This is a genomic window from Leifsonia sp. NPDC058292, from assembly GCF_042880955.1.
In the GTDB taxonomy this organism is placed as follows: domain Bacteria; phylum Actinomycetota; class Actinomycetes; order Actinomycetales; family Microbacteriaceae; genus Leifsonia.
In genome coordinates, this window is the sequence record NZ_JBHVYL010000005.1 from 95837 (window position 1) to 119162 (window position 23326).

The 23326-nt window shown below is 68.1% G+C and carries 24 protein-coding genes; 3 read left to right on the top strand and 21 right to left on the bottom strand.

The features are described from left to right. Position 1: 1 nt before the first annotated feature. The 19 genes from ACFVWR_RS05365 to ACFVWR_RS05455 form a co-directional block, all read right to left on the bottom strand. Positions 2-529, bottom strand: coding sequence for a hypothetical protein (locus tag ACFVWR_RS05365; protein ID WP_387208778.1), 528 nt, complete (start codon positions 527-529; stop codon positions 2-4). Continuing rightward, complete coding sequence (locus ACFVWR_RS05370) at positions 522-1880, bottom strand: dihydroorotase (RefSeq protein WP_387208780.1); 1359 nt, start codon at positions 1878-1880, stop codon at positions 522-524. Before ACFVWR_RS05370 ends, ACFVWR_RS05365 begins: the two co-directional genes overlap by 8 nt. A 2-nt stretch (positions 1881-1882) precedes the next feature. After that, positions 1883-2836 carry an aspartate carbamoyltransferase catalytic subunit gene (locus ACFVWR_RS05375; RefSeq protein WP_387208782.1) on the bottom strand — a complete coding sequence of 318 codons (954 nt, stop codon included), beginning with the start codon at positions 2834-2836 and terminating at the stop codon, positions 1883-1885. Next, on the bottom strand, positions 2833-3402 hold the full coding sequence (pyrR, locus tag ACFVWR_RS05380) for a bifunctional pyr operon transcriptional regulator/uracil phosphoribosyltransferase PyrR (RefSeq protein ID WP_387208784.1): 570 nt from the start codon (positions 3400-3402) through the stop codon (positions 2833-2835). The genes ACFVWR_RS05375 and pyrR overlap by 4 nt, the downstream gene beginning before the upstream one ends. 75 nt (positions 3403-3477) lie before the next feature. Continuing rightward, positions 3478-4212, bottom strand: a complete 735-nt coding sequence (locus ACFVWR_RS05385) for a DsbA family protein (protein WP_387208786.1) — start codon at positions 4210-4212, stop codon at positions 3478-3480. A gap of 84 nt (positions 4213-4296) precedes the next feature. Next, the gene (gene nusB, locus ACFVWR_RS05390) at positions 4297-4746 is read right to left on the bottom strand and encodes a transcription antitermination factor NusB (RefSeq protein WP_387208788.1); all 450 of its coding nucleotides are present in this window, start codon (positions 4744-4746) and stop codon (positions 4297-4299) included. Between the two features lie 26 nt (positions 4747-4772). Beyond that, positions 4773-5336 (bottom strand): elongation factor P, encoded by a 564-nt coding sequence (gene efp / locus ACFVWR_RS05395; RefSeq protein ID WP_387208790.1) that lies wholly within the window; start codon positions 5334-5336, stop codon positions 4773-4775. A 126-nt stretch (positions 5337-5462) separates the two neighbouring features. After that, the gene (locus tag ACFVWR_RS05400; RefSeq protein ID WP_387208792.1) at positions 5463-5936 is read right to left on the bottom strand and encodes a type II 3-dehydroquinate dehydratase; all 474 of its coding nucleotides are present in this window, start codon (positions 5934-5936) and stop codon (positions 5463-5465) included. 47 nt (positions 5937-5983) lie between these two features. Beyond that, positions 5984-7078: a 3-dehydroquinate synthase gene (aroB, locus tag ACFVWR_RS05405; RefSeq protein WP_387208794.1), complete on the bottom strand. Its 1095-nt coding sequence runs from the start codon at positions 7076-7078 to the stop codon at positions 5984-5986. Then, positions 7075-7635, bottom strand: coding sequence for a shikimate kinase (locus ACFVWR_RS05410; protein WP_387208796.1), 561 nt, complete (start codon positions 7633-7635; stop codon positions 7075-7077). The genes aroB and ACFVWR_RS05410 overlap by 4 nt, the downstream gene beginning before the upstream one ends. Next, positions 7636-8844 (bottom strand): chorismate synthase, encoded by a 1209-nt coding sequence (aroC, locus tag ACFVWR_RS05415; protein ID WP_387208798.1) that lies wholly within the window; start codon positions 8842-8844, stop codon positions 7636-7638. It lies immediately after the preceding gene. A 28-nt stretch (positions 8845-8872) separates the two neighbouring features. After that, the gene (locus tag ACFVWR_RS05420) at positions 8873-10009 is read right to left on the bottom strand and encodes a shikimate dehydrogenase (protein WP_387208800.1); all 1137 of its coding nucleotides are present in this window, start codon (positions 10007-10009) and stop codon (positions 8873-8875) included. Continuing rightward, positions 10002-11546, bottom strand: a complete 1545-nt coding sequence (gene mltG / locus ACFVWR_RS05425; protein ID WP_387208802.1) for an endolytic transglycosylase MltG — start codon at positions 11544-11546, stop codon at positions 10002-10004. Before mltG ends, ACFVWR_RS05420 begins: the two co-directional genes overlap by 8 nt. Position 11547: 1 nt before the next feature. Continuing rightward, positions 11548-12015: a Holliday junction resolvase RuvX gene (gene ruvX, locus ACFVWR_RS05430; protein WP_387208804.1), complete on the bottom strand. Its 468-nt coding sequence runs from the start codon at positions 12013-12015 to the stop codon at positions 11548-11550. 7 nt (positions 12016-12022) lie between these two features. Next, positions 12023-14680 carry an alanine--tRNA ligase gene (gene alaS, locus ACFVWR_RS05435; RefSeq protein ID WP_387208806.1) on the bottom strand — a complete coding sequence of 886 codons (2658 nt, stop codon included), beginning with the start codon at positions 14678-14680 and terminating at the stop codon, positions 12023-12025. A gap of 43 nt (positions 14681-14723) precedes the next feature. Further along, on the bottom strand, positions 14724-14915 hold the full coding sequence (locus ACFVWR_RS05440) for a hypothetical protein (RefSeq protein WP_387208808.1): 192 nt from the start codon (positions 14913-14915) through the stop codon (positions 14724-14726). A gap of 72 nt (positions 14916-14987) precedes the next feature. Then, complete coding sequence (locus tag ACFVWR_RS05445) at positions 14988-15386, bottom strand: DUF948 domain-containing protein (RefSeq protein WP_387208810.1); 399 nt, start codon at positions 15384-15386, stop codon at positions 14988-14990. 130 nt (positions 15387-15516) lie between these two features. Then, entirely contained in the window at positions 15517-16146 is a 630-nt protein-coding gene (gene rpsD, locus ACFVWR_RS05450) for a 30S ribosomal protein S4 (RefSeq protein WP_387208812.1), read from the bottom strand. A 178-nt stretch (positions 16147-16324) separates the two neighbouring features. Next, positions 16325-17665, bottom strand: coding sequence for a replication-associated recombination protein A (locus ACFVWR_RS05455; RefSeq protein ID WP_387208814.1), 1341 nt, complete (start codon positions 17663-17665; stop codon positions 16325-16327). Positions 17666-17818: 153 nt separating this feature from the next. Here ACFVWR_RS05455 and ACFVWR_RS05460 point away from each other — a divergent pair, with 153 nt between their 5' ends. From ACFVWR_RS05460 to ACFVWR_RS05470, 3 genes are all read left to right on the top strand, one after another. Further along, on the top strand, positions 17819-18586 hold the full coding sequence (locus ACFVWR_RS05460; protein ID WP_387208816.1) for a peptidylprolyl isomerase: 768 nt from the start codon (positions 17819-17821) through the stop codon (positions 18584-18586). A gap of 105 nt (positions 18587-18691) precedes the next feature. After that, positions 18692-19921 (top strand): DUF349 domain-containing protein, encoded by a 1230-nt coding sequence (locus ACFVWR_RS05465; RefSeq protein ID WP_387208818.1) that lies wholly within the window; start codon positions 18692-18694, stop codon positions 19919-19921. A gap of 129 nt (positions 19922-20050) precedes the next feature. Beyond that, positions 20051-20596: a hypothetical protein gene (locus tag ACFVWR_RS05470; RefSeq protein WP_387208820.1), complete on the top strand. Its 546-nt coding sequence runs from the start codon at positions 20051-20053 to the stop codon at positions 20594-20596. A gap of 48 nt (positions 20597-20644) precedes the next feature. Here the strand turns inward: ACFVWR_RS05470 and ACFVWR_RS05475 are convergent, their stop codons facing one another. Beyond that, positions 20645-22894 (bottom strand): RelA/SpoT family protein, encoded by a 2250-nt coding sequence (locus ACFVWR_RS05475; RefSeq protein ID WP_387208822.1) that lies wholly within the window; start codon positions 22892-22894, stop codon positions 20645-20647. Positions 22895-22963: 69 nt separating this feature from the next. Next, entirely contained in the window at positions 22964-23317 is a 354-nt protein-coding gene (locus tag ACFVWR_RS05480; protein WP_387208824.1) for a rhodanese-like domain-containing protein, read from the bottom strand. Positions 23318-23326: the final 9 nt, after the last annotated feature.

Consider the following 23326-nt stretch of genomic DNA (forward strand, 5'->3'; position numbering starts at 1 on the left):
GTCACACCTCACTTTCCGTCGTGTACCCCGCCTGGGAATGGGCGGGGAGAAGAGATTCGATCGCACCGATCACCGGTGCACGGTCGGCCGGGTCGACGACCCGGAGAAAACTGTCGGCGGCGACGCCGCCGGTGGTGGTCCAGGACAGGCGGAGCAGCCCGTCCTTCTCGACCGCACGGTCGATGGCCGTGGTGGCCGCGCCGATCGCGCTGATGGCGTTTCCGGCCACGAAGACCGGCTCTTCGCCGTGGATGGCGATGGTCACGCCGTCGCGCGAGATTGTCAGCCGCGCGCGTCCGCGGAACTTGAGTCCGGGAAGGGCGAGTCGCTCCAGGTGGTTGCCCGCCTTCGTGCTCGCGACGTAGAACGTCTCCGCCTCGGCCAGCGGCGCGGCCTGCCCGGCCGGCACCGGATATCCGCCGCCCGCGCTCGCGTCGCGGCGCCCGCGTCGTCGCCAGCCCCAATACATCGCGCCGAGCGCGAGCACCAGAACCACCACCACGACGATGGTCGGAAGAACCTTATCCACGAGCGAACTCCTCACTGTCGACGGCGAAGGCGCGTGCCCTCTCCGCCACTTCGCCGGCCTCCACGACCTCGCCGGCGAACACCGTCGGGTAGCCGTGATGGAATGTCGCGACGACGCGGCCGGGCAGCGTCATCGACAGGTACGGCGAGTTGATCCCCTTGCCGGCGAGGTCGCCGGTCGAGAACTCGCGCGACGCTTGCGGGTCGTAGAGGGTGAACTCGGCAGCGGCACCGGCTTCGAGCGCGTGTCCGTGGCCCCGGAGCCGCCCGATGCGCGCCGGGGTGTGCGAGAGCACCCGCGACACGTCGCTCCAGCCGAGGAGCCCGTTCTGCACCACCGAGGCGTGCACGACGGAGAGGGCGGACTCGAGCCCGACCATCCCGAAGGCCGCCGCATCCCACTCGCAGTCCTTCGACTCGACGGGATGCGGGGCGTGGTCTGTCGCGACGACGTCGATCGTGCCGTCGGCCAGGCCCGCACGCAGGGCGAGGACGTCCTCGTCGCGACGCAGCGGCGGGTTGACCTTGTAGCGGGCGTCGTAGCCGCGCACCAGCTCCTCGGTGAGGAGCAGGTGATGCGGAGTGGCCTCGGCGGTCACGTCGATGCCGCGCGCCTTCGCCCAGCGGATCACATCCACCGAGCCGGCGGTCGAGACGTGGCACACGTGCAGTCGCGAGCCGACGTGCTCGGCGAGCAGAACATCGCGCGCGATGATCGACTCCTCTGCCACAGCGGGCCACCCGGCGAGACCGAGTTCGCCCGAGAGGGCTCCCTCGTTCATCTGGGCGCCCTCGGTGAGGCGCGGCTCCTGCGCGTGCTGGGCGATCACGCCGTCGAACGCCTTGACGTATTCGAGGGCGCGGCGCATCAGGAGCGGATCCGAGACGCACTTGCCGTCGTCGGAGAACACGCGCACCGCGGCGCGGGAGTCGGCCATGGCGCCCAGCTCCGCCAGGCGCTCGCCCTCCAGCCCGACGGTCACCGCACCGATCGGACGGACGGTCGCATACCCGGCCGCGTCGCCGAGCGACAGCACCTGCTCCACGACTCCGGCGGTATCGGCCACCGGGGAGGTGTTCGCCATGGCGAACACCGAGGTGAACCCTCCGGCCGCTGCGGCTCTGGTGCCGGTCAGCACGGTCTCGCTCTGCTCGAAGCCCGGCTCGCGGAGGTGGGTGTGCAGGTCGACGAGGCCCGGGAGCGCGAGCAGCCCGTCGGCGTCGACCACGGTCGCTCCTGCGGCAGAGAGCCCCGAGCCGAGCTCGACGATCCGGCCCGCGCGCACGAGCAGATCGGCCGCGCCACCGTCGACGAGGGTCGCTCCCTTGATCAGATACGTTTCGTTCACCATTCTCAACCGTCCTCCCGATCTGCACCGGACAGCAGGAGGTACAGGGCGGCCATCCGCACAGACACCCCGTTCGCAACCTGTTCTCTGACGGTCGAGCGGGGTGAGTCCGCCGCCGCCGCCGAGATCTCCAGACCCCGGTTCATCGGCCCGGGGTGCATGACAATGCTACCTGTGCCGAGGCGCGCGAGACGGTCGTCGTCGAGCCCCCACCGACGCGAATACTCCCTGGTGTTCGGGAAGAAAGCGGCGTTCATCCGTTCGGCCTGGATCCGCAGCATCATCACGACATCCGGGCCGGCGTCGATCGCGGCGTCGAGGTCGTAGCCGATCGTCGCCGGCCAGCCGCTCACATCCACGGGAAGGAGGGTCGGCGGCGCGACCAGGGCGACGTTCGCTCCCAGGGTCTCCAGCAGCCACACGTTGGACCGAGCGACCCGTGAGTGCAGGATGTCACCGACGATGGTGACGGTGACTCCGTCGAGATCCCGGCCGCGCGACGCCGCACCGTGCAGGCGACGCCGCATCGTGAACGCGTCGAGAAGGGCCTGGGTCGGATGCTCGTGGGTTCCGTCGCCGGCGTTGATGATGCCGGCGTCGATCCAGCCGCTCGCCGCGAGCGTGTGCGGAGCGCCGGAGGCATGGTGCCGAACGACGACCGCGTCTGCTCCCATCGCCGCGAGGGTCTGGGCCGTGTCCTTCAGGCTCTCCCCCTTGGAGACGCTCGAGCCTTTCGCACTGAAGTTGATCACGTCGGCCGAGAGCCGTTTGGCGGCGGCCTCGAACGAGATGCGGGTGCGCGTCGAGTCCTCGAAGAACAGGTTCACCACCGTCTTGCCGCGCAGGGTGGGGAGCTTCTTGACCTCGCGCTCCTGCACGTCGGCCATGTCCTCGGCCACATCGAGCAGGCGGATGGCCTCATCGCGGTGAAGCGTCTTGGTCGACAGCAGGTGCCTCATGCCGCGCCCTCCCCGTCGTCGGATGCGGTCGTCGCGGAATCCTCGATCGTCACCGACTCGTCTCCGTCGATCTCCGTCAGCCGCACGTTGATGCGCTCCGACGCGGCACTCGGCAGGTTCTTGCCCACGAAGTCCGCGCGGATCGGCAGCTCGCGGTGTCCGCGGTCGACGAGCACCGCGAGACGGACGGCCCGGGGCCGCCCGAAGTCGTTGAGGGCGTCGAGCGCTGCTCGGATGGTGCGGCCCGAATAGAGCACGTCGTCGACGAGCACCACGGTCTTGCCGTCGATCGAGCCCGGCACCGAGGTCGGCGACGGCGTTCGCGTGCGGGTGCGGGAGAGGTCGTCCCGGTACATCGTCACGTCGAGCGCGCCGACGAGGTCGCCGGTGCCCGGTTCGATGCGCTGGATGTTCTCCGCGATGCGCCGCGCCAGAACGACGCCGCGCGTGGGGATCCCGAGAATGACGAGATCGTTCGTACCCCGGTTGGACTCCAGGATCTCGTGGGAGATCCGAGTCAACGCCCGGGAGATGTCAGCTTGGTGCAACACTGTGCGCGCCGTCATGCCGACCCCCTTCCCCGCCTCACAGGACGGCTCTTAAAGGTTGTCTACCGCGAACGAGCTTAGCAGTGCGTGAGGTCAGTTCTTGGCGAAGAATTCGCTGAACGCCTTCGCGTCGTCCACGCTGCCCGCGAACTGCTCGCCGTTCACCAGCACCGTCGGGGTTCCCTTGATCGTCACGGACTTGAATCCCGGCGCCTCGACCGGACCGGCCTGCGATGCCGCGGTGTTCGACTGCGCCCAGGCCTGGTACGTCCCGCTGTCGGCCAGGCAGTCGGAGATGTCGGCCAGTCCCTGGTCGGTCGCGCGCTTGGCGAGTTCTTTGTTCGTCAGTCCGTCGGAGTTCTCCTCCGGCTGGTTCTCGAAGAGCCCCTGGTAGTAGCCGACGACACCGTCCGGGTCGTCGACCGCGACACAGGTGAGCGCGGCGACGGCGCGCGTCGAATAGCCGGTGCCGTTCGAGGCCCGGTCGAGGAATGTGAGCGGGTGGAGCCGGAGCGTGATCGAGCCGTCGGCGACCGCCTGCGTGATCTTGTCGCCGTTCGTCTGCTCGAACACGCCGCACACCGGGCACATCGGGTCGAACCAGATGTCGACCTTCTTGCTGCCTGTGCCCGCCTGGATGTATCCCTTGTCGAAGTTCACGGCGCCCGCCGTGCCGGTCGGCGGCTTCGCGGTCGCGGACGGCACGCTGGACGACCCGCCGAGCGAGCACGCGGCCGTTCCGGCGAGCAGCGCGATCGCGACGAGCGCGGCGCCGATGGCGCGCATCCCCCGTCGGCCGGCGGGACGGGCGGAGGTCGTGCGTATCATGCTGCTCGTTTCGTGACTCTGCGCCGGTGAGGGGAATCTGACCCGATGGGTCGGTGCTCCGTGTGGGTCAGTGCTCCGTGTGGGTCAGCGCTCCGTGCCGGTGCTGTGCTGCTTGTTCTGTTTGGTGTTGCTCTGGGAGATCTTGGCGAGGAGCCCGTTGATGAATCCCGCGGAGTCGTCGGTCGACAGCACGGTGGCCGCCTCGACGGCCTCGGAGATCGCGACCCCGTCGGGTACTTCGTCGTTGAAGACGACCTCCCACACGCCGATCCGCAGGATGGCCCTGTCGACGATCGGCATCCGGGCGAGCGTCCAGCCCTGCGAGTACGTCTCGATCTGCTCGTCGATCTCTTCGAGGTTGTCGACGACGCCGTCGACGATCTCCCTCGCGTACAGCCAGGAGGACTCGCGCTGCGGTTCGTTCGCAGCGCGCTCGGCCTCGGTGGCCAACGCCTGGCTCAGCGAGATCTGACGGATGTCGGCCCCGTAGAGCACGTCGAGAGCGCGCTTGCGGGCCTTGGTGCGAGCACTCATGGGTCAGCGGTGTCCGGTTGCCGGGCTCAGTCGTTCACGCGGCCGAGGTAGTCCCCCGTGCGCGTGTCGACCTTGACCTTGGTGCCGGTCTCGAGGAACAGCGGAACCTGGATCTGGTAGCCGGTCTCCACGGTCGCCGGCTTGGTGCCGCCGGTCGAGCGGTCGCCCTGAAGGCCAGGCTCGGTGTAAGTGATCTCCAGCACCACGGAGGCGGGCAGCTCGACATAGAGCGGCTCGTTCTCGTGCAGCGCGATGGTCACGTTCTGGTTCTCGAGCATGAAGTTGGCGGCGTCGCCCACGACGACACCCGAGACGGTGAGCTGGTCGTAGTCGCTCGTGTCCATGAACACGAAGCTCTCGCCATCCTGGTAGAGGTACTGGTAGTCGCGGCGGTCGACGTTCGAGGTCTCGATCTTCGAGCCCGCGTTGAACGTGCGGTCGACGGTCTTGCCCGAGGTGACGTTCTTCAGCTTGGTGCGAACGAAGGCGCCGCCCTTGCCCGGCTTGACGTGCTGGAACTCGATGACGGTCCAGAGCTGGCCGTCCATGTTGAGCACGATGCCGTTCTTGATGTCAGCGGTTGTAGCCATACCTGTGTTCCGTTCGATTGGGAGAAGTTTCGGGTGGGTGCGCGCGCTGGGCGGCCCACGACGGTCGGGCCCGTCCGGCGACGGAGGGCGACGGCCACAGAAGATTCTAGTTTGGCGCCGCCCGATTCAGCGAATGGTCGGGCTTTTTCGCAGGATGTGCGCCAGGGCGAGCCGGTAGGAGTCGAACCCGAAGCCGGCGATGACGCCGCTCGCGACCGCCGTGATGACGCTGGTGTGGCGGAACTCCTCGCGCGCGTGCGGGTTCGAGAGATGCACCTCGATGACGGTGCCACCGGCCTTCGTCACGAGCGAGACGGCGTCGCGCAGAGCGAACGAGTAGTGGGTCCAAGCACCGGCGTTGAGGATGACCGGCGAGCCCGAGTCGGCGGCCTCGTGCAGCCAGCGGAGCAGCTCCGCCTCGTCTTCTGTCTGCCGCAGGTCGATCGACCGCCCGGGCGGCGTTTCGGCAGCGTCCTGTTCGAGCAGCTCGCGGAGATCGCCGAGCGTCCCCGCTCCGTAGACGTCCGGCTCGCGGGTTCCCAGCCGCCCCAAATTGGGGCCGTTCAGAACGAGGATGCTGGGCGAAGTCTCACTGCTCATGTCGCTACCCTAGCGGCGCAGGGCCGGCGGTCGCCCGCAGCCCAGGGCTACTCGCCGATCTCCTGGTACGCGGCGAACAGCAGGCTCTGATCCGGCCCCGCGAGAACGGTCGGCCGCGCGAGGCCGTCGAGCACGATGAAGCGAAGCAGGTTTCCGCGGGCCTTCTTGTCGCGCTGCATGGTGGCCAGCAGCGTCTGCCAGCGGCCGAGAGGGTAGGTCGTCGGCAGCGTCAACGACTCGAGGATGCGCCGGTGGCGGTCCACGACCTCGTCTGGGAGACGACCGCTCAATCTGGCCAGCTCGGCGGCGAACATCATGCCGACCGATACAGCCGCGCCGTGCCGCCACTGGTAGCGTTCGGCGTGCTCGATCGCGTGGCCGAGCGTGTGACCGTAGTTCAAGATCTCGCGCAGACCCTGCTCGGTGAAGTCCTCCCCCACCACCCTGGCCTTGATGCCGATCGAGAGTTCGACGAGCCTCCGGAACTCGGCCGTGTTCGGATCGGTGGCGCGGTCCACATCGCGCTCGATGATGTCCAGGATCTCCGGGTCGGCGATGAAACCGTACTTCACGACCTCGCCGAAGCCGGCGAGGATCTCGTTGCGCGGCAGCGATGCGAGGGTGTCGAGGTCGCAGATGACGGCGGCCGGGGCGTAGAACGCTCCGACCAGGTTCTTGCCCTCCGCCGTGTTGATGCCCGTCTTGCCGCCGACCGCTGCATCCACCATTCCGAGAAGCGTCGTGGGGATCTGGACAAGACGCACTCCGCGCAGCCAGGTCGCCGCGACGAAACCGGCGAGATCGGTGACGGCGCCGCCGCCGAAGCCGATCACGGCATCCGACCGCGTGAAGTCGGCCTGCCCCATGACCTGCCAGCAGAACGCTGCAACCTCGACGCGCTTGCCGGCCTCCGCATCCGGAACCTCGGCGAGCAGAACCTGGTAGCGGTCGACCAGCGACTCACGCAGTTCGGCGGCCGCGGCTCCGAGCGTCGGCGGGTGCACGATCAGCACCTTCGTGACCCCCGCGCCCAGGTGTTCACCGACGTCGGCCCTGAGACCGCGGCCGATGACGACCGGGTACTGCTCTTCTCCCGCCACCAGGATCGTGGTGGGCTCGTCGTGGTCGATGGCGTCGGTCATCGCTGTCCTTCCTCGGTGTCGCGCCCGGAGGCGCGCGTGGTGTCGATCCAGTGGGCGATCTCTTCGACGATCGTCTCGATCGGGCGGGATGACGTGTCTGCGGTGTAGTCGGCCAGCGACGAGTACAGGTCGGCGCGCTGGGCCACGAGCCGTTTCCACGACTCGAGGTCGCTGACGAGCGGTCGTTTCGAGTTCGCGATGCGGGCGGCGATCGCCTCGGGCCGCACCGTGAGCAGCACCACCGAGGCGCCGGCGAGGTCGGACTGCGTGTCCGGGTCGAGCACTGCTCCGCCGCCGACCGACACGACCCCGGGCCCGGTGAGCGCCTCAGCGACGGCCGCACGCTCCAGCCGGCGGAAGTGAGGTTCTCCCAGCTCGGCGAAGATCGCGGGGATGGGCCCGTGCTGCGACACGACGACCGCGTCGGTGTCGACGAACGGCAGGCCGAGTCGCTTGGCGAGCCGCTTGCCGACGCGGGTCTTCCCGGCGGCGGGCGGCCCGATCAGAACGATGGTCACGTGCGTGGTGCTCTCACTCCGAACGGCGGCGCCGTTCATTCAGGCGTACGGCGACGACAGTCGTGTCGTCGACAGGTTCTCCGGGATGGCGTCGAGGTAGCCGCGCAGGTTGCGCGACGTCTCCTCGATCGAGTCGCCGCCGAACTTCTCGAGCACCGAGTTCGCCAGCACGAGCGCGACCATCGCCTCAGCGACGACACCGGCAGCGGGAACCGCGCACACGTCGGAACGTTGGTGGTGCGCGGGAGCGGCTTCGCTCGTGGCGATGTCCACAGTGCGGAGCGCGTGCGGGATGGTGGCGATGGGCTTCATGCCTGCCCGCACCCGCAACACGGTTCCCGTGCTCATCCCGCCCTCGGTGCCGCCCGCCTTGTCGCTGGTGCGGCCGATCTCGCCGGCGGTCTGCACGAGCTCGTCGTGCGCATCCGACCCTCGTCGCGTCGTCGTGAGAAAACCGTCGCCGACCTCGACGCCCTTGATCGCCTGGATGCCCATGAGAGCCGCAGCGAGCTGCGAGTCGAGCCGGCGATCCCAGTGCACGTGCGACCCGAGCCCCGGCGGCACGCCGTAGGCGAGCACCTCGACGACCCCGCCCAGCGTGTCGCCGTCCTTGTGCGCGGCGTCGACCTCGGCGACCATCTTCGCCGAGGTCTCCGGGTCGAAGCAGCGCAACGGGTCGGCGTCGAGGGCTGCGACATCGGCCGGAACGGGAAGGGGCGACCCCTCCGGAACGCGAACCGGTCCGATGGAGAGCGTGTGACTCACAAGGGTGATCCCCAGCTGCTCGAGGAAGGACCGCGCGACAGCGCCGAGCGCCACGCGCGCCGCGGTCTCCCGAGCGCTCGCACGCTCGAGAATCGGCCTGGCCTCATCGAAGCCGTACTTCTGCATGCCGACCAGATCGGCGTGACCGGGGCGAGGGCGGGTGAGCGGTGCACCGCGCCCACCCGCGAGCTTCTCGGCGTCGACGGGTTCGGCGCTCATCACGTCGACCCACTTCGGCCACTCGGTGTTACCGATCCGCAGGGCGATCGGGCTGCCGAGCGACAGACCGTGCCGCACTCCGCCCGAGATGTCGAGCGCATCCTGCTCGAACTTCATGCGAGCACCCCGGCCGTACCCGAGCTTGCGGCGCGCGAGATCGGCGCGGATCGTCTCCAGCGACACGGGCACACCGGCAGGCAGCCCTTCGAGGAGGGCGATGAGTTCGGGGCCGTGGGATTCCCCGGCGGTGAGCCAACGAAGCATGATTCGATTCTGGCATAGCGCCGGCGGGCTAATCCGCCAGCGGGGCGCCGCTCTCGTCGATGCCGACGGCTTCGAGCATCGCGGCGAGCACCGCATCCTCGTCGTCCAGCGGCTCCAGGGGGTCGCCCGACACGAAGATGCGCACCTGCAGCAGCGCCTGATGGGCGAGCATCGCCAGCCCGGAGACGACACGTCCTCCGACTGCCTGCCACGCCGACGCGAGCACGCTCGGCCACGGCTCGTACGAGACGTCGAGCAGCACCGACCGGCGACGGGTCGAATCCGTGTAAAGCGCATCCGTCGACACGCCGCCCGGCAGCGTGCTGATGACGAGGTCGGGGATGTCGAGCGACCTGTCGGCCTGACTCAGCGGCCGGATGCGCACCCGCAGCCCGAGTTCGTGCGCCAGCGGCTCCAGCCACACGCTCCGCTCGAGCGAACGCACGAAGATGTCGACACGCTCGGCCCCCAGCTCGGCCGCAGCGACCAGGGCGGAGGCCGCAGTGGCGCCGCCGCCGAGGATGTGGACGAACGTCGCGCTCTCGAGCCCGACGGCCTCCAGAGCCCACACGATGCCGGAGACGTCGGTGTTGAACCCGCGGAGCGTCCCGTCGTCGAGCAGGACGGTGTTGGCGACGCCGGTCTGCTCGGCGAGCCTGTCCATGTCGCCCAGCAGCGGGATCACCGACTGCTTGAGCGGCATCGTCAGCGACAGGCCCCGCCACTCGGGCTCCAGCCCATCGATGAACTCGGCGAGGCGGTCGCCGGTCACGTCGGCGGTCTCGTACTGCCACGGCAGGCCCAGCTTCTTGTACGCGGCGCGGTGAAGCGCGGGCGACTTCGAGTGGCCGATCGGCGATCCGAGCACGGCCAGCTTGCGAGCCGGCTGCTTCGTCTTCTTCGCCTGCTTCGGCTTGGCGGGCGACGTGGTCGCTGCGGGCTCGGGCAGCGGCTCCGGGTGGTCCGGCTCCGGGTCGGCCGGCTCCTCCAGCTCGGCGGCGAGTTCGGCATCCTCGACGGCGGCCTCCTCGGCCTCTGCCCGGCGCTCCGCCTCCACCAGCGCCGCGATCGAGGCCTCGGCCGACGCCTCCGAGACGCCGTTCTCCTCGATCGTCACCGCTTCGGCCGTCTCGTCGTTCGGGGTCGTTTCGCGTTCGTCACTCATAGCCGGGGTTGTCTCTCATCCATTGTTGCCACTTGGCGACTGCGGCATCGTGTTCTTCGACGGTCGTCGAGAAGATGGTCTCTCCGGTCTCCAGGTTCCAGGTGACGAAGAACATCCACGAACCGTCGGCCGGGTGCAGAGCGGCCTTGATCGCGAGATCTCCGGGATTGGAGATCGGACCGACCGGCAGCCCAGGGTGCACGTAGGTGTTGTACGGGTTGCCGGCATCTGCGCGCTCGGCGTCGGTGGTCGTGACGGTGTGCGTGTTTCCGGTGCCGTAGGCGACCGTCGCGTCCGATTGCAGGTCCCAGCCCTGCGCGAGACGGTTGAGGAACACCCGCGACACCTTCGGGTAGTCGGGCGCGAGACCGGCCTCGCGCTGCACGAGCGAGGCGAGCACGATGGTCTTCCACCGATCGGCCGGCGCGACGCCCGCATCGTCGAGTGCCTGGAAGCTGCGGTCGACCATGGTCTTGATCGCGTCGTGAGCGCTGATCCCCGGCGGGAACGTGTACGTCGCCGGGAAGAGGAATCCCTCGAGCGTCTTCGCCTCGGCCGGAACGCCGTAGTCGGCGGGGGTCGCCGCAGCGGCTTGCAGGTCGGCCAGGGGAACCTTCGTCGCCTCCGCCACGATCGGCAGGATGTCCTTCTCGGCCGTGCCTTCCGGGATGACCGCGGTGTTCTGCACCTTCGAAGCCGGGTCCTGCAGCGCGAGCAACGCCGCCTGCGCGCTCATCTGCTTGGCCAGTTTGAACACGCCCGGCTGGAACTCCGTCGCAGGCTTCTGACGGAGCAGCAGCGTGTAGAACGCCTCATAGGTCTTCGTCACCCCTGCCTTCTGCAGGTTCGTCGCCACGTCCGATCCGGTGTCGCCGGAGTGGATCGTGAAATTCACCGTTCCCGTGCCGTCGCCCTTGTAGTCGGTGTCTTGCGGTGTGACGGCGGCGATCAGCTTCGCGACCTGCGGCTGGAAGAACGCGTATGCGCCGCCCACGAGTCCGCCCAGAACAGCGAGCACGATGATCGTCGCCCAGAGCGGCTTGAGACTGCGCTTCTTCTTGGGCGGTTCGCCGTGCGAGAGATAGTTCTGCTGCCGCCAGGCCAGCGGAGACTCCTGCTTGGCCGTCAGCTCCTCGAAAGTGGCGAACGTCGGTTCGTCGGATGCGCTGCCGACCGATGACGCTGCCGCGACGGGTTCGGAGGCGGCGACGGGAGCGGCAGTCGGCTCAGGCGCCGGAGCGGGCGTCGGCTCCGGTGTCGGAGCGGGTGTCGGAGCGACGGCAGCGTCGCCGCCGCCCTGAATCGGCAGAGCGCCAGTCGCGGCGCGTTCCTGCGCCTCGCGGGCTTCGCGGGCCTCCCGGCGGGTCATCGGCGGCCGGCCGAGGTCGGGAAAGACCGGTGGGGCCGGGCGCTCCTCGGGCGCGGGTGAACTCTCGTCGGCGCCGCCGAAGAGCGAGTCGAACGGGTCGAATCCGCGCTCGTTCTCCCGTGGGGGTGTGGTCTCGCCGGTCCCAGGGGGATGTGGGTTCTGCGACAAACTAGGGTCCAATGTTCGGTTCGAGGGGTTCGCCCGGCGGATGACCTGTAGCGCGCTCCGCGTCGAGGGCGTGCTGCAAAATTATCGTGGCGGCCACTTGATCCACCACCGGACGCGCACTTTTGGAGTTCTTTCCCGACGCTCTGAGTGCCGAATGCGCGGACACCGTCGACAATCGTTCGTCCACGAGCCGCACCGGAACGTCGATCTCCGAGTCGAGGGCTTGGGCGAAGCCGACCGCATCAGCCGTCGACGCCGTCCGCGCTCCCGAGAGCGCCAAAGGCAGTCCGACGATAATCTCGAAAACTCCGAGTTCGGTCACAATCTCGCCGATCCTCCGGCGATCCGAAGCATCTTTGGAGCGCGCGACGGTCTCGACCGGTGTGGCGAGCATCCCGTGAAAGTCTGACCGGCTCACGCCGATCCGCACCTTCCCGACGTCGATGCCGAGACGCACTCCCGAGCGCACCGGCGCCCTACCCTGCGATCGCCGAGACGACCGCGCCGAGCGCGGCGGGAATCGCCTCGACGTCGGTTCCGCCACCCTGAGCGAGATCGGGCTTTCCGCCACCGCCGCCTCCGAGCACGCCGGCAGCGGTCTTGGCGAGAGCGCCTGCGTTGACCCCTGCATCGCGCGCGGCCGGGTTCGTCGCGACGATCACGACGGGCTTGTCGCCGGCCCGTGCCGCGAGAGCCACAACCGCGGCATCGGAGCCGATCCGTTCGCGCACGGTCGTGGCGAGCAGCCGGAGATCGTCGGCGGAGTTCAGCGTTCCGGCATCTTCGGCGACGACGAGCACGGAGCCGCGTCGGGTCGCACTCTGCACGAGCGCGGGCACCTTGTCCAGCACCGCACGCGCTTCGAACGCGGCTATCCGCTTCTCGGCCGCCTTGAGGTTTGCGAGAAGGTCGGCCACCTTCTCCGGCAGCTGCTCGCGCGGCGTCTTGAGGCTGCCCGAGAGCTGCGACACGATCGTGCGCTCGACCGCGAGGTCTTTGAACGCCTCGAGCCCGACGAGGGACTCGACACGGCGATTCGTCGATCCGACCGACGACTCGCTGACGAGGTTGATCATCCCGATCTCGGCGCTCGACGACACGTGGGTTCCCGCACAGAGCTCGCGCGACCACGGGCCGCCGATGTCGACGACGCGCACCGTGTCGCCGTACTTCTCGCCGAACAGCGCCATCGCTCCGAGCGACTTCGCCTCCGCGAGAGGCATCTCTCGGGTCGTCACCTCGAGGTTGTTCCGGATGGCGTTGTTCGAGATCTCCTCGATCTCGGTCTTGGTCTCGGCCGAGAGCGCCTGGTTCCAGGAGAAGTCGAGACGCAGATAGCCCGCCTTGTTGTAGGAACCGGACTGGTGGGCGTTCGAACCGAGCACCTGGCGCAACGCCGCGTGGATGATGTGCGTGCCGGAGTGCGCCTGGCGCGCTCCGCGGCGGTAGTCGCCGTCGACGAGGCTCGTCGCGGGAGCACCCACCCCGACCTCGCCACTGCGCACGAGCACCTTGTGGCTGATGAGACCCTTCACCGGCTTCTGAACGTCGAGAACCTCGAGCTCGTAGCCGGGACCGACGATCGTTCCGGCGTCGGCGTCCTGACCGCCGGACTCCGCGTAGAGCGCCGTCGCGCCCAGGATGACCTCGGCCACCTGGCCTTCCGTCGCCCGGGTCACCGAGGCGCCGTCGACGATCAGACCCAGAATGCTCGACTCGGTCTCGAGCTCCGTGTATCCGGTGAAGACGGTCTCGCCCAGCGACCGGAACGCGCTGTACACCGAGAGGTCCGCGAGGGCGGTCTTCTTGGCCTTGGCATCCGCCTTTGCCCGCGAGCGCTGGTCGGCCATGAGCGTGTCGAACGCCTTGCGGTCGACGCTGAGCCCGGCCTCCTCGGCCATCTCCAGCGTCAGATCGATCGGGAACCCGTAGGTGTCGTGCAGCAGGAAGGCGGTGTCGCCCGCCAGTTCTTTGTGCCCAGCGCGCTGCGTGTTGGCCACCGCGACGTCGAGGATGCCGGTTCCCGCGACGAGCGTGCGCAAGAAGGTCTCCTCCTCGGCGTACGCCAGCTGCGAGATGCGCGCGAAGTCGGCGTCGACCTCGGGATACGCGGCCTTCATGGCGTCACGCGAGACCGTGAACAGCTCGGGGAAGGTCGGGCGTTCGACGCCGAGCAGACGCATGGCGCGCACGGTGCGACGCAGCAGACGGCGCAGGATGTAGCCGCGGCCCTCGTTCGACGGCGTCACGCCGTCGGACATCAGCATCAGTGCACTGCGAACGTGGTCGGCGATGACACGCAGGCGAACGTCGTCGTCGTGCACCTCGCCATAGGTCTTGCCGGAGAGCTCGGCGGCGCGGTCGAGAACCGGGCGCACCTGATCGATCTCGTAGAAGTTCTCGACGCCCTGCTTGAGGAAGGCGACGCGCTCGAGGCCCATGCCGGTGTCGATGTTCTTCTTGGGCAAGTCGCCGAGGATCTCGAAGTCGCCCTTGCCCGTGCCTTCGCCGCGCAGGTACTGCATGAAGACGAGGTTCCAGATCTCCACGTAACGGTCGTCGTCGGTGGCGGGGCCGCCGTCGATGCCGTATGCGGGCCCTCGATCGAAGAAGATCTCCGAGCACGGCCCGGCCGGGCCCGGCTGCCCCGTCGACCAGTAGTTGGTCTCCATGCCCAGGCCCTGGATGCGCTCATCCGGCAACCCGGCGACGCGGCGCCAGATCTCGCGCGCCTCGTCGTCGTCTTTGTAGACGGTCACCCACAGGTCTTCGGGACGGAAACCCAGCCCGCCGTCGGCCTCGGAGGTCGTCAGCAGTTCCCAGGCGAACGTGATCGCCTGCTCCTTGAAGTAGTCGCCGAACGAGAAGTTGCCGCACATCTGGAAGAACGTGCCGTGCCGAGGGGTCTTGCCGACCTCCTCGATGTCCAGGGTGCGGATGCATTTCTGCACGCTCGTCGCGCGCGGGAACGGCGCCGGCACGAGACCGGTCAGATACGGCACGAACGGAACCATCCCGGCCACGGTGAACAGCAGCGACGGATCGTCGCTGATCAGCGAAGCGGACGGGACGACGGTGTGACCGCGCTTGGCGAAGAAGTCGAGCCAGCGGCGGTGGATTTCAGCAGTCTGCATGGGTTCCGAGTGTTCGAGGTCGAAAAGGTGTCGAGGGATGCGGTCAGTCGCCGTCGATGGCCGAACGGAGCTCGGCCTCCCGCTGGTGGTAGCCGTCGGAGACCGCACTGCCGAAGTCGCGGGCCTTTTTGTCGATCGTGCTGAAGAACTGCTTGCCCTGCTGGGTCTCGTTCAGTTTGTGCGCGACGACGAATCCGAGCCCGACGCCGACGACGAGCCACAGAAAACTCTTCATGCCCATAACTCCCTCATGGATGATCCCCGTCGATCGACGGTACGCACGAACGCGACGCGCGCCTCGGACAGTTTAGTGCGTGGTCCCGCGCGAGCGCCCAGCTCCGCCCGAGCGCCCGCGCGATCCCCCGGTCGCCCGGAAGGCGGCACGCACAGCGGCGCTGAAACCGGCGAGCTTGATGAGCGGCCCTCCGACCGTCGCGGCGAACAGGGCGACGAGGGCCGAGACGTTGCCCGTGACGTCGGCGACGTTCTTGGTGATCACGTCTACACGCGCCAACTGCTTGTTGGTCTCCTGGATGGTCGTCGCCGTCTCGTCGAGGATGGGAGTGATGCCATCGCTCGCGTCTTTGATCGCGAGCCTGGTCTGATCGAGCACGCGGCCGAATTTCAGCAGGGGCACCGCGATGAACCCCACGAGCACAGCGAACACGACCGCCGCGATCAGTCCTGCGATATCCCCGAACGACACGTCGTCACCATCCATTCCGTCAACGGCATACGCCCCAAGCGTAGTCTCCTCGACGACGAATGGGCGCACAACGAAAGAACAGGGCCGCGGCTCGAAAGCCACGACCCTGTTCTTGCAGAGCGCTTCTGTTCTAGCGGGCCGCGTAGTACTCGACGACGAGCTGGACTTCACACGTCACGGGGACCTCGGCGCGCTTGGGGCGACGGACCAGACGAGCGTGGAGCTTGTCGAGCTCGACCTCGAGGTACGCCGGCGTCTTCGGAAGAACGTCGACGTGACCGCCGGCCGCGGCGACCTGGAACGGCTCGGTGCCCTCGGAGCGCTGCTTGACGTGGATCAGCTGACCCGGCTTCACGCGGAACGAGGGGCGGTCGACGAGCTGGCCGTCGACGAGGATGTGGCGGTGCACGACCATCTGGCGGGCCTGTGCGGTCGTGCGGGCGAAACCGGCGCGCAGCACGAGCGCGTCGAGACGCATCTCGAGCAGCTCGACCAGGTTCTCACCGGTCAGACCCTTCGTGCGACGGGCCTCTTCGAACGCGATCTTGAGCTGCTTCTCGCGGATGCCGTACTGCGCGCGCAGACGCTGCTTCTCGCGCAGACGAACGGCGTAGTCCGAGTCGGCCTTGCGCTTGGTGCGGCCGTGCTCACCGGGAGCGTACGGACGCTTCTCGAGGTACTTGGCGGCCTTCGGGGTCAGGGCGATGCCCAGCGACCGCGACAGGCGGGTCTTGCTACGGGTACGTGACTTGGTAGACACGAGTTCCTTTCGGTTGTCTCTCTAATAAGGATTACGCAGGCACACAGGATCGTCCTGCAAAAATTAGAGGGATGATGCCGAGGACGCCCGGCTACAGGGCCTGTCCCTTCGAGAACCCGTTTCGACGCAGCCGCACGCGAAACAAGTTTCTAGGCCCGTCGATTCTAGCAGAACCGCGTCACTCTCCGCGCACGATGCGACGGAGCTTCGCCAGCCTCGCCGAGACGTCGCGTTCGTTGCCGTGTTCCGTGGGCTCGTAGTACGTGGTGCCGGTGAGCTCGTCGGGCAGATACTGCTGGCGCAGCACCCCGAGCGCGTCGTCGTGCGGGTACTTGTATCCCTTACCGTGGCCGAGACGTTTCGCGCCGGCATAGTGGGCGTCGCGGAGGTGTTTCGGCACCCGGCCTATGCGGCCGGCCCGCACATCCGCGATCGCCGCGTCGAGCGCCATGTACGCGGCGTTGGACTTCGGAGCCGTGGCGAGGTGCACGACCGCCTGAGCGAGCGGGATGCGCCCCTCCGGCATCCCGATCATCTGCACGGCGTCGGCGGCCGCCACAGCGACGACCAGCGCCTGCGGGTCGGCGAGGCCGATGTCTTCCGACGCCAGGATGATGACGCGGCGGGCGATGAATCGCGGGTCCTCCCCCGCCTCGATCATGCGCGCGAGGTAGTGCAGCGACGCATCGACGTCGGAACCCCTCACCGACTTGATGAAAGCGCTGATCACGTCGTAGTGCTCGTCGCCGTTGCGGTCGTAGCGCAGCAGCGCCCTGTCGACGGCCTGAGCGACGACGTCGGCGGTGATGACCGGCTTCTTCTTGGAGGTCGCCGGTGTCGACGACGCCGCGCTCACCGACGCCGCCTCGAGGGCGGTGAGGGCCCGGCGCGCGTCTCCGGAGGCCAGACGGATGATCGCGGCACGGCCTTCGGGGTCGAGCGTGTAGTGGTCGCCCAGCCCGCGCTCGTCGACGACCGCACGATCGACGACGACTCCCAGGTCTTCGTCGCTGAGGGTCTCCAAGGTCAGGAGCAGGGAACGGGACAGCAGAGGCGAGATGACCGAGAACGACGGGTTCTCCGTTGTCGCGGCCACGAGGATGACCCAGCCGTTCTCGACGCCAGGCAGCAGCGCATCCTGCTGGGCTTTGGTGAAGCGGTGGATCTCGTCGAGGAAGAGAACGGTCGAGACGCCGTAGAGGTCGCGCGTTGACATAGCCTCGTCCATCACCTGCCGCACGTCTTTGACGCCCGCGTTCACCGCGGAGAGCTCGACGAAACGACGGCCGGAGGAATGCGCGATCGCCTGTGCGAGCGTGGTCTTGCCCGTTCCCGGTGGGCCCCACAGGATCACCGAGACCGATCCGGTCTCCCCGCTCTGGTCTGACGCGAGGCTGACCAGCGGCGAACCCGGCCTCAGCAGATGCCTCTGCCCGGCTACCTCATCGAGGGATTTGGGACGCATGCGCACCGCGAGCGGGGTCGCTCCAGCGCGGAGCCCGGGTTGCACGTCGACCATATGTCCCAGGCTACTGGCTGCCGCCGACACCGAAACTGGGAGCCGGGACTTTGTGAGGCATAGCCGGGTCCAATAGGGTTCATCCTGGCCGCGGCCGGAGACGCCGCGCCAGGCATTGCTCGAGCACGATGGCGCGCCCTCCGGAGGAATCACGTGGCACCAAAACAGCAGAACGAACGCGAAGCCCGTCAGGCCCGGGAGCGACTGCGCGCCTACCAAGCGCGACAGACCGTGCACGAGACCAAGACGAAGCGCCGTGTGCGGGACAACTGGATCGCCGGCATCGCCGTGATCATCGTCGTCGCTCTCGCCGTGACCACGCAGCTGCTGTACTTCGCGAAGCCGTCGACGCCCGGCGCATCCGCCTCGCCCTCCGCGTCCGCCCAGGCTCACACCCTCCCGCCGAAGACCCTCGCTGGCAACCGTGACTGGACCGGAACGCTCACGATCAACGACATCCCTCTCGGCGTCGAGCTGGACGGCGCCAAGGCGCCCCAGGCGGTCTCCTCCACCATCGCGCTGACGCAGTCGAAGTTCTACGACGGACTCACCTGCCACCGGCTCACGAACGGCGGTTTCTTCGTGCTGCAGTGCGGCGACCCCAAGGGAACGGGTCAGGGCGGCCCGGGTTACGAGTACGGCCCGATCGAGAACGCGCCGGCCGACAACGTCTATCCCGCCGGAACCCTGGCGATGGCCCGCCAGAGCGGCAACGCGAGCAGCCAGGGAAGCCAGTTCTTCATCGTGTACAAAGACACGACGATCCCCGCGGATCCCGCAGGCGGCTACACCGTCATCGGCAAGGTGACGAGCGGTCTCGACAAGCTGATCTCCGGTGTCACGGACAAGGGCATCGAGGGTGGAAGCACCGACGGCGCTCCGACGGTCAAGACCACGATCGACTCCTTCACGCTTCAGTAACGCTCACTCGACGGGCGGCTGCACGCCGAGCTTCGGTGCAATAGGCTTTACCGCAACTGTGGGTGGCGGAAACCGCCCGGGAACGTCGTCAGCAAGGTGAGGCTCTTGACAACAACTGATCAGCAACCGTGGGGTCGTGTCGATGAGACGGGCACCGTCTTCGTCCGCGAGGGCGAAACCGAGCGGGCCGTCGGCCAGTACCCGGATGGAAGCGCAGAAGAAGCACTCGCATACTTCGAGCGCAAATTCACCGACCTCGCCGGACAGGTGGGGCTCCTCGAGCAGCGTGCCCGCCGCGGCGCCCCCGCCTCCGATATCGCCAAGGCCGTCGCATCCCTGCGCACGAACGTCACCGAGGCGAACGCCGTCGGCGACCTCGCGTCGCTGGCCGCCCGTCTCGACAAGCTCGGCGGCGCCGTCGAAGAACTGACCGAGCAGCAGAGCGCGGAAGCCAAGGCGCAGGTCGAGAAGGCCATCGCCGAGCGCACGGCCATCGTGGTCGAAGCGGAGGCCCTCGCTGCCGAAGACCCGGCCCGCACGCAGTGGAAGCAGACGACCTCCGCGCTCGATGCACTGTTCACGCAGTGGCAGGCGCACCAGCACGACGGACCGCGCATCCCCAAGAACGAGGCGAACGAGTTGTGGAAGCGCTTCCGTGCCGCCCGCTCGACGATCGAGCACAACCGCAAGGCGTTCTTCGCCGACCTCGACAACCAGCACCGCGACGTGCGCGCCCGCAAGACGGCGCTCATCGAGCAGGCCGAAGCCCTCATCCCGCGTGGAGCAGACGGCGTGCCCGAGTACCGTCAGCTGCTCGACCAGTGGAAGCTCGCAGGCCGCGCCGGAAAGCGCAACGACGACACGCTGTGGGCGAGGTTCAAGGCCGCCGGCGACGCCATCTACGGCGCCAAGGCCGAGGTCGACGCCCGCGAGAGCGAGGAGTACACCGCCAACCTGGAGCTGAAGCTCGCCCTGCTCGAAGAAGCCGAGCCCTTGCTCGCCGCCACCGATCGCGAATCGGCTCGCACCAAGCTGATCTCGATCCAGCAGCGCTGGGATGAGATCGGCCGCGTTCCCCGCGAACAGGTGCGCGTGATCGAAGACAGGCTCCGCAAGGTCGAGGCGGCCGTGCGCAAGCTCGACGAGCAGCACTGGGAGCGCAACAACCCCGAGAAGAAGGCCCGTGCCGAGGGTCTTGCCGGGCAGCTCAACGCGGCGATCGCCAAGCTCGAGCAAGAGCTCGAAGACGCCAAGGCCAGCGGCGACAAGAACAAGGTCAAAGAGGCGCAAGAAGCACTCGACGCCCGCAAGGTCTGGCTCGACGCGCTCGGTTAGTCGCTGAGCCGGTCGGTCCCCGAGCACGGGCCGACCTGAGAGAACCCGGCGGCGTTTCCACACCGGCGGGTTCTCCACAGATTCGGTCCGTTCGCCCGGCGACGATGCGCTCCGGCGGATGCTGGAGGCATGACAGCCCTGCTCCCCCGCTTTCTCGACTCCTCCGTGCTCTCCCTCGCCGAGTTGTGCGCCGCCCGGCTGGACGGCGAGCTTTTCAGTGTCGGCGACGCGTTCGTACTGCTCGACACCCCCGATACGGCGGAACTGCGTGCCGGGGCCTTCCACCGCTCGGCGCCGCGCGGGGTCGTCGCCGACAGGCTCACGGCCTCGTGGATCCACGGTGTTCGCGCCACCCCGCCCGCGCCTTGGCAGGTGTGCGGTGACAGCGCCCGCCGGATCTCCGCCACAGCGGCGCAAGGAATCGACCTCCGTCAGTGCGTGCTGGGTCGTGGCGACGTCGAGGTGCTCGGCGACGCTCGCGTGACGACACCGCTGCGCACGGCCGTCGACCTCCTGCGCATCGTTCCGCGCTTCACCCGGCAGTGGGCGACTGAGATCCTCGCTCTGCTCGAGCTCGACGACACCGGCTTCGACGCCTGCCGTCGGTCACTCCGCCGGCACCCGCACTCGCCAGGAAACCGGCGGGCACTCGAGCGGCTGGGCGCTTTGGAGTGACTGGGCGCCCTGGAGCGACCGAGCGCCCTGGCCTCGTCAGCGGCCGATTCAGCCGGCGCTGACGCGATAGACGTCGTAGACGGCGTCGATCCGGCGCACGGCGTTCAGCACCCGGTCGAGATGAGTGGTGTCACCCATCTCGAAGACGAAACGGCTGAGCGCGAGACGGTCGTTCGAGGTCGTCACCGTGGCCGAGAGGATGTTCACGTGATGTTCGGAGAGCACGCGAGTGACATCCGAGAGCAGGCCAGAGCGGTCGAGCGCCTCGACCTGGATCTGCACGAGGAAGACACTCTTCGAGCTCGGCGCCCACTCGACCTCGATCATCCGGTCGGGTTCCTGTAGCAGGGACTGCACGTTGTGGCAGTCCGCCTGGTGCACCGACACACCGGCTCCCCTGGTGACGAACCCGACGATCGGATCGCCCGGAACCGGGGTGCAGCACTTGGCGAGCTTGACAAGGATGTCCGGCGCACCGCGCACGAGCACGCCCGAGTCGCTATTGCGCAGCTGACGCGGGCGGCCCTTCACCGGCAGCTCGATGGCGCCGTCGTCGCCCTCGGCCTCGGTCTGCACCGACGCGACGACCTTCTCGATCACCGACTGGGTCGAGACGTGGCCCTCGCCGACCGCCGCGTACAGCGCCGAGACGTCGTCGTACTTCAGGAGCGACGCGATCTCGCTGAGCGCATCCAGCGACATGAGCTTCTGCAACGGGAGGTTCTGCTTGCGCATGGCTCGCGCGATCGCGTCTTTGCCCTGCTCGATCGCCTCGTCGCGGCGCTCCTTGGTGAACCACTGACGAATCTTGTTGCGCGCTCGCGGGCTCTTGACGAAGTTGAGCCAGTCTTGGCTGGGCCCGGAGTCGGGATTCTTCGAGGTGAACACCTCGACGACGTCTCCGGTGGTCAGCGTGCTCTCGAGAGGTACGAGCCTGCCATTGACCTTGGCCCCCATCGTGCGGTGACCGACCTCGGTGTGCACGGCGTAGGCGAAGTCGACCGGTGTGGCGCCGGCCGGGAGTCCGATGACCCGACCCTTGGGCGTGAAGACGTAGACCTCTTTGGCGCCGATCTCGAAACGCAGCGAGTCGAGGAACTCACTGGGATCGGCGGTCTCGGCCTGCCAGTCGGAGATGTGTGCGAGCCACGCCAGATCGGTGTCGGTCGCGGCAGGGCCGCCCGAGCTCTTACCGGTGGTCTGCTCCTTGTACTTCCAGTGCGCGGCGACACCGAACTCGGCGCGCTGGTGCATCTCCTCGGTGCGGATCTGGATCTCGACCGGGCGACCCTCCGGGCCGATCACGGTCGTGTGCAGCGACTGATAGAGGTTGAACTTCGGCGTGGCGATGTAGTCCTTGAAGCGGCCCGGCATCGGCGTCCAGCGCGCGTGGATCGATCCCAGTACGGCGTAGCAGTCGCGCACCGAGTTCACCAGGATGCGGATGCCGACGAGGTCGTAGATCTCGTCGAACTCGCGGCCTCGAACGACCATCTTCTGGTAGATCGAGTAGTACTGCTTCGGGCGCCCGACCACCTTGCCGCGGATGCGGGCGGCCTTGAGGTCGTCGTTGATCGCGTCGATCACGTGCTGCACGAGCCGCTCGCGTTCCGGCGTGCGCTGCCGCACCAGGCTCTCGATCTCGGCATACAGCTTCGGGTAGAGCACCGCGAACGACAGGTCTTCGAGCTCCCACTTGATCGTCTGGATTCCGAGACGATGAGCGAGCGGGGCGTAGATCTCCAGCGTCTCCGTCGCCTTGCGGGTCGCCGAGGCCGCCGGCACGAAGCCCCAGGTGCGGGCGTTGTGCAGCCGGTCTGCCAGTTTGATGATCAGCACGCGGATGTCTTTCGACATCGCCACGATCATCTTGCGCACCGTCTCGGCCTGCGCGCTGTCGCCGTACTTGACCTTGTCGAGCTTGGTCACGCCGTCGACGAGCATCGCGATCTCGTCGCCGAACGCGTCGCGCAGCTCGTCGAGCTTGTAGTCGGTGTCTTCGACGGTGTCGTGCAGCAGGGCCGCGGCGATCGTCTTCGAGCCGATGCCGAGGTCCGCGAGAATCTGGGCGACCGCGACGGGATGCGTGATGTACGGCTCGCCCGATCGGCGCTTCTGTCCCGAGTGGGCGCGCTCCGCGACCGAGTACGCTCGCTCGATAAGCGACAGGTCGGCCTTCGGGTGGTGCAGGCGCACCGTGCGCACGAGTGTATCGACGGCGCCCGCCGGCTGTGCGCGAGAGAAGATGCGGGGCACGAGACGGCGCAGGGATGCCTGCGGTGTCGAAGTATCAACCATGAGCGCGCCTCCTGTCCTCTATTATCGCCGTCTCGCGAGCCGGCTCTGACACAGGGCCGGCGGCATCGCTCAGACGACCGCTCCCGCTGTGCCGTCGTCGCGGACGACCTCGGCGCCCGAGGCCTGCCAGGCGTCCATGCCCCCGGCCACGTTGGCCGTCGGGTAGTCCGCCCGGTTGAGCGCGTCGGTCGCCATCCGCGATCGGCCGCCGGTGTGACAGATCACCAGGATCTGCTCCGCCTCCGGCAGTTCGTGCTGCCGCGCCTCGAGCTCGTACAGCGGGATGTGGTGGGCGCCGGGCGCGTGCCCGGCCTCCCACTCGTAGCCCTCACGCACATCCAGCAGCCAGGCTTCTCCCGCCTCGACCAGCTCGCGTGCGCGCTCGGCGCTCACCTCGTCTTCGTCAAGGTAAGAACCAGGCACGGACACTCC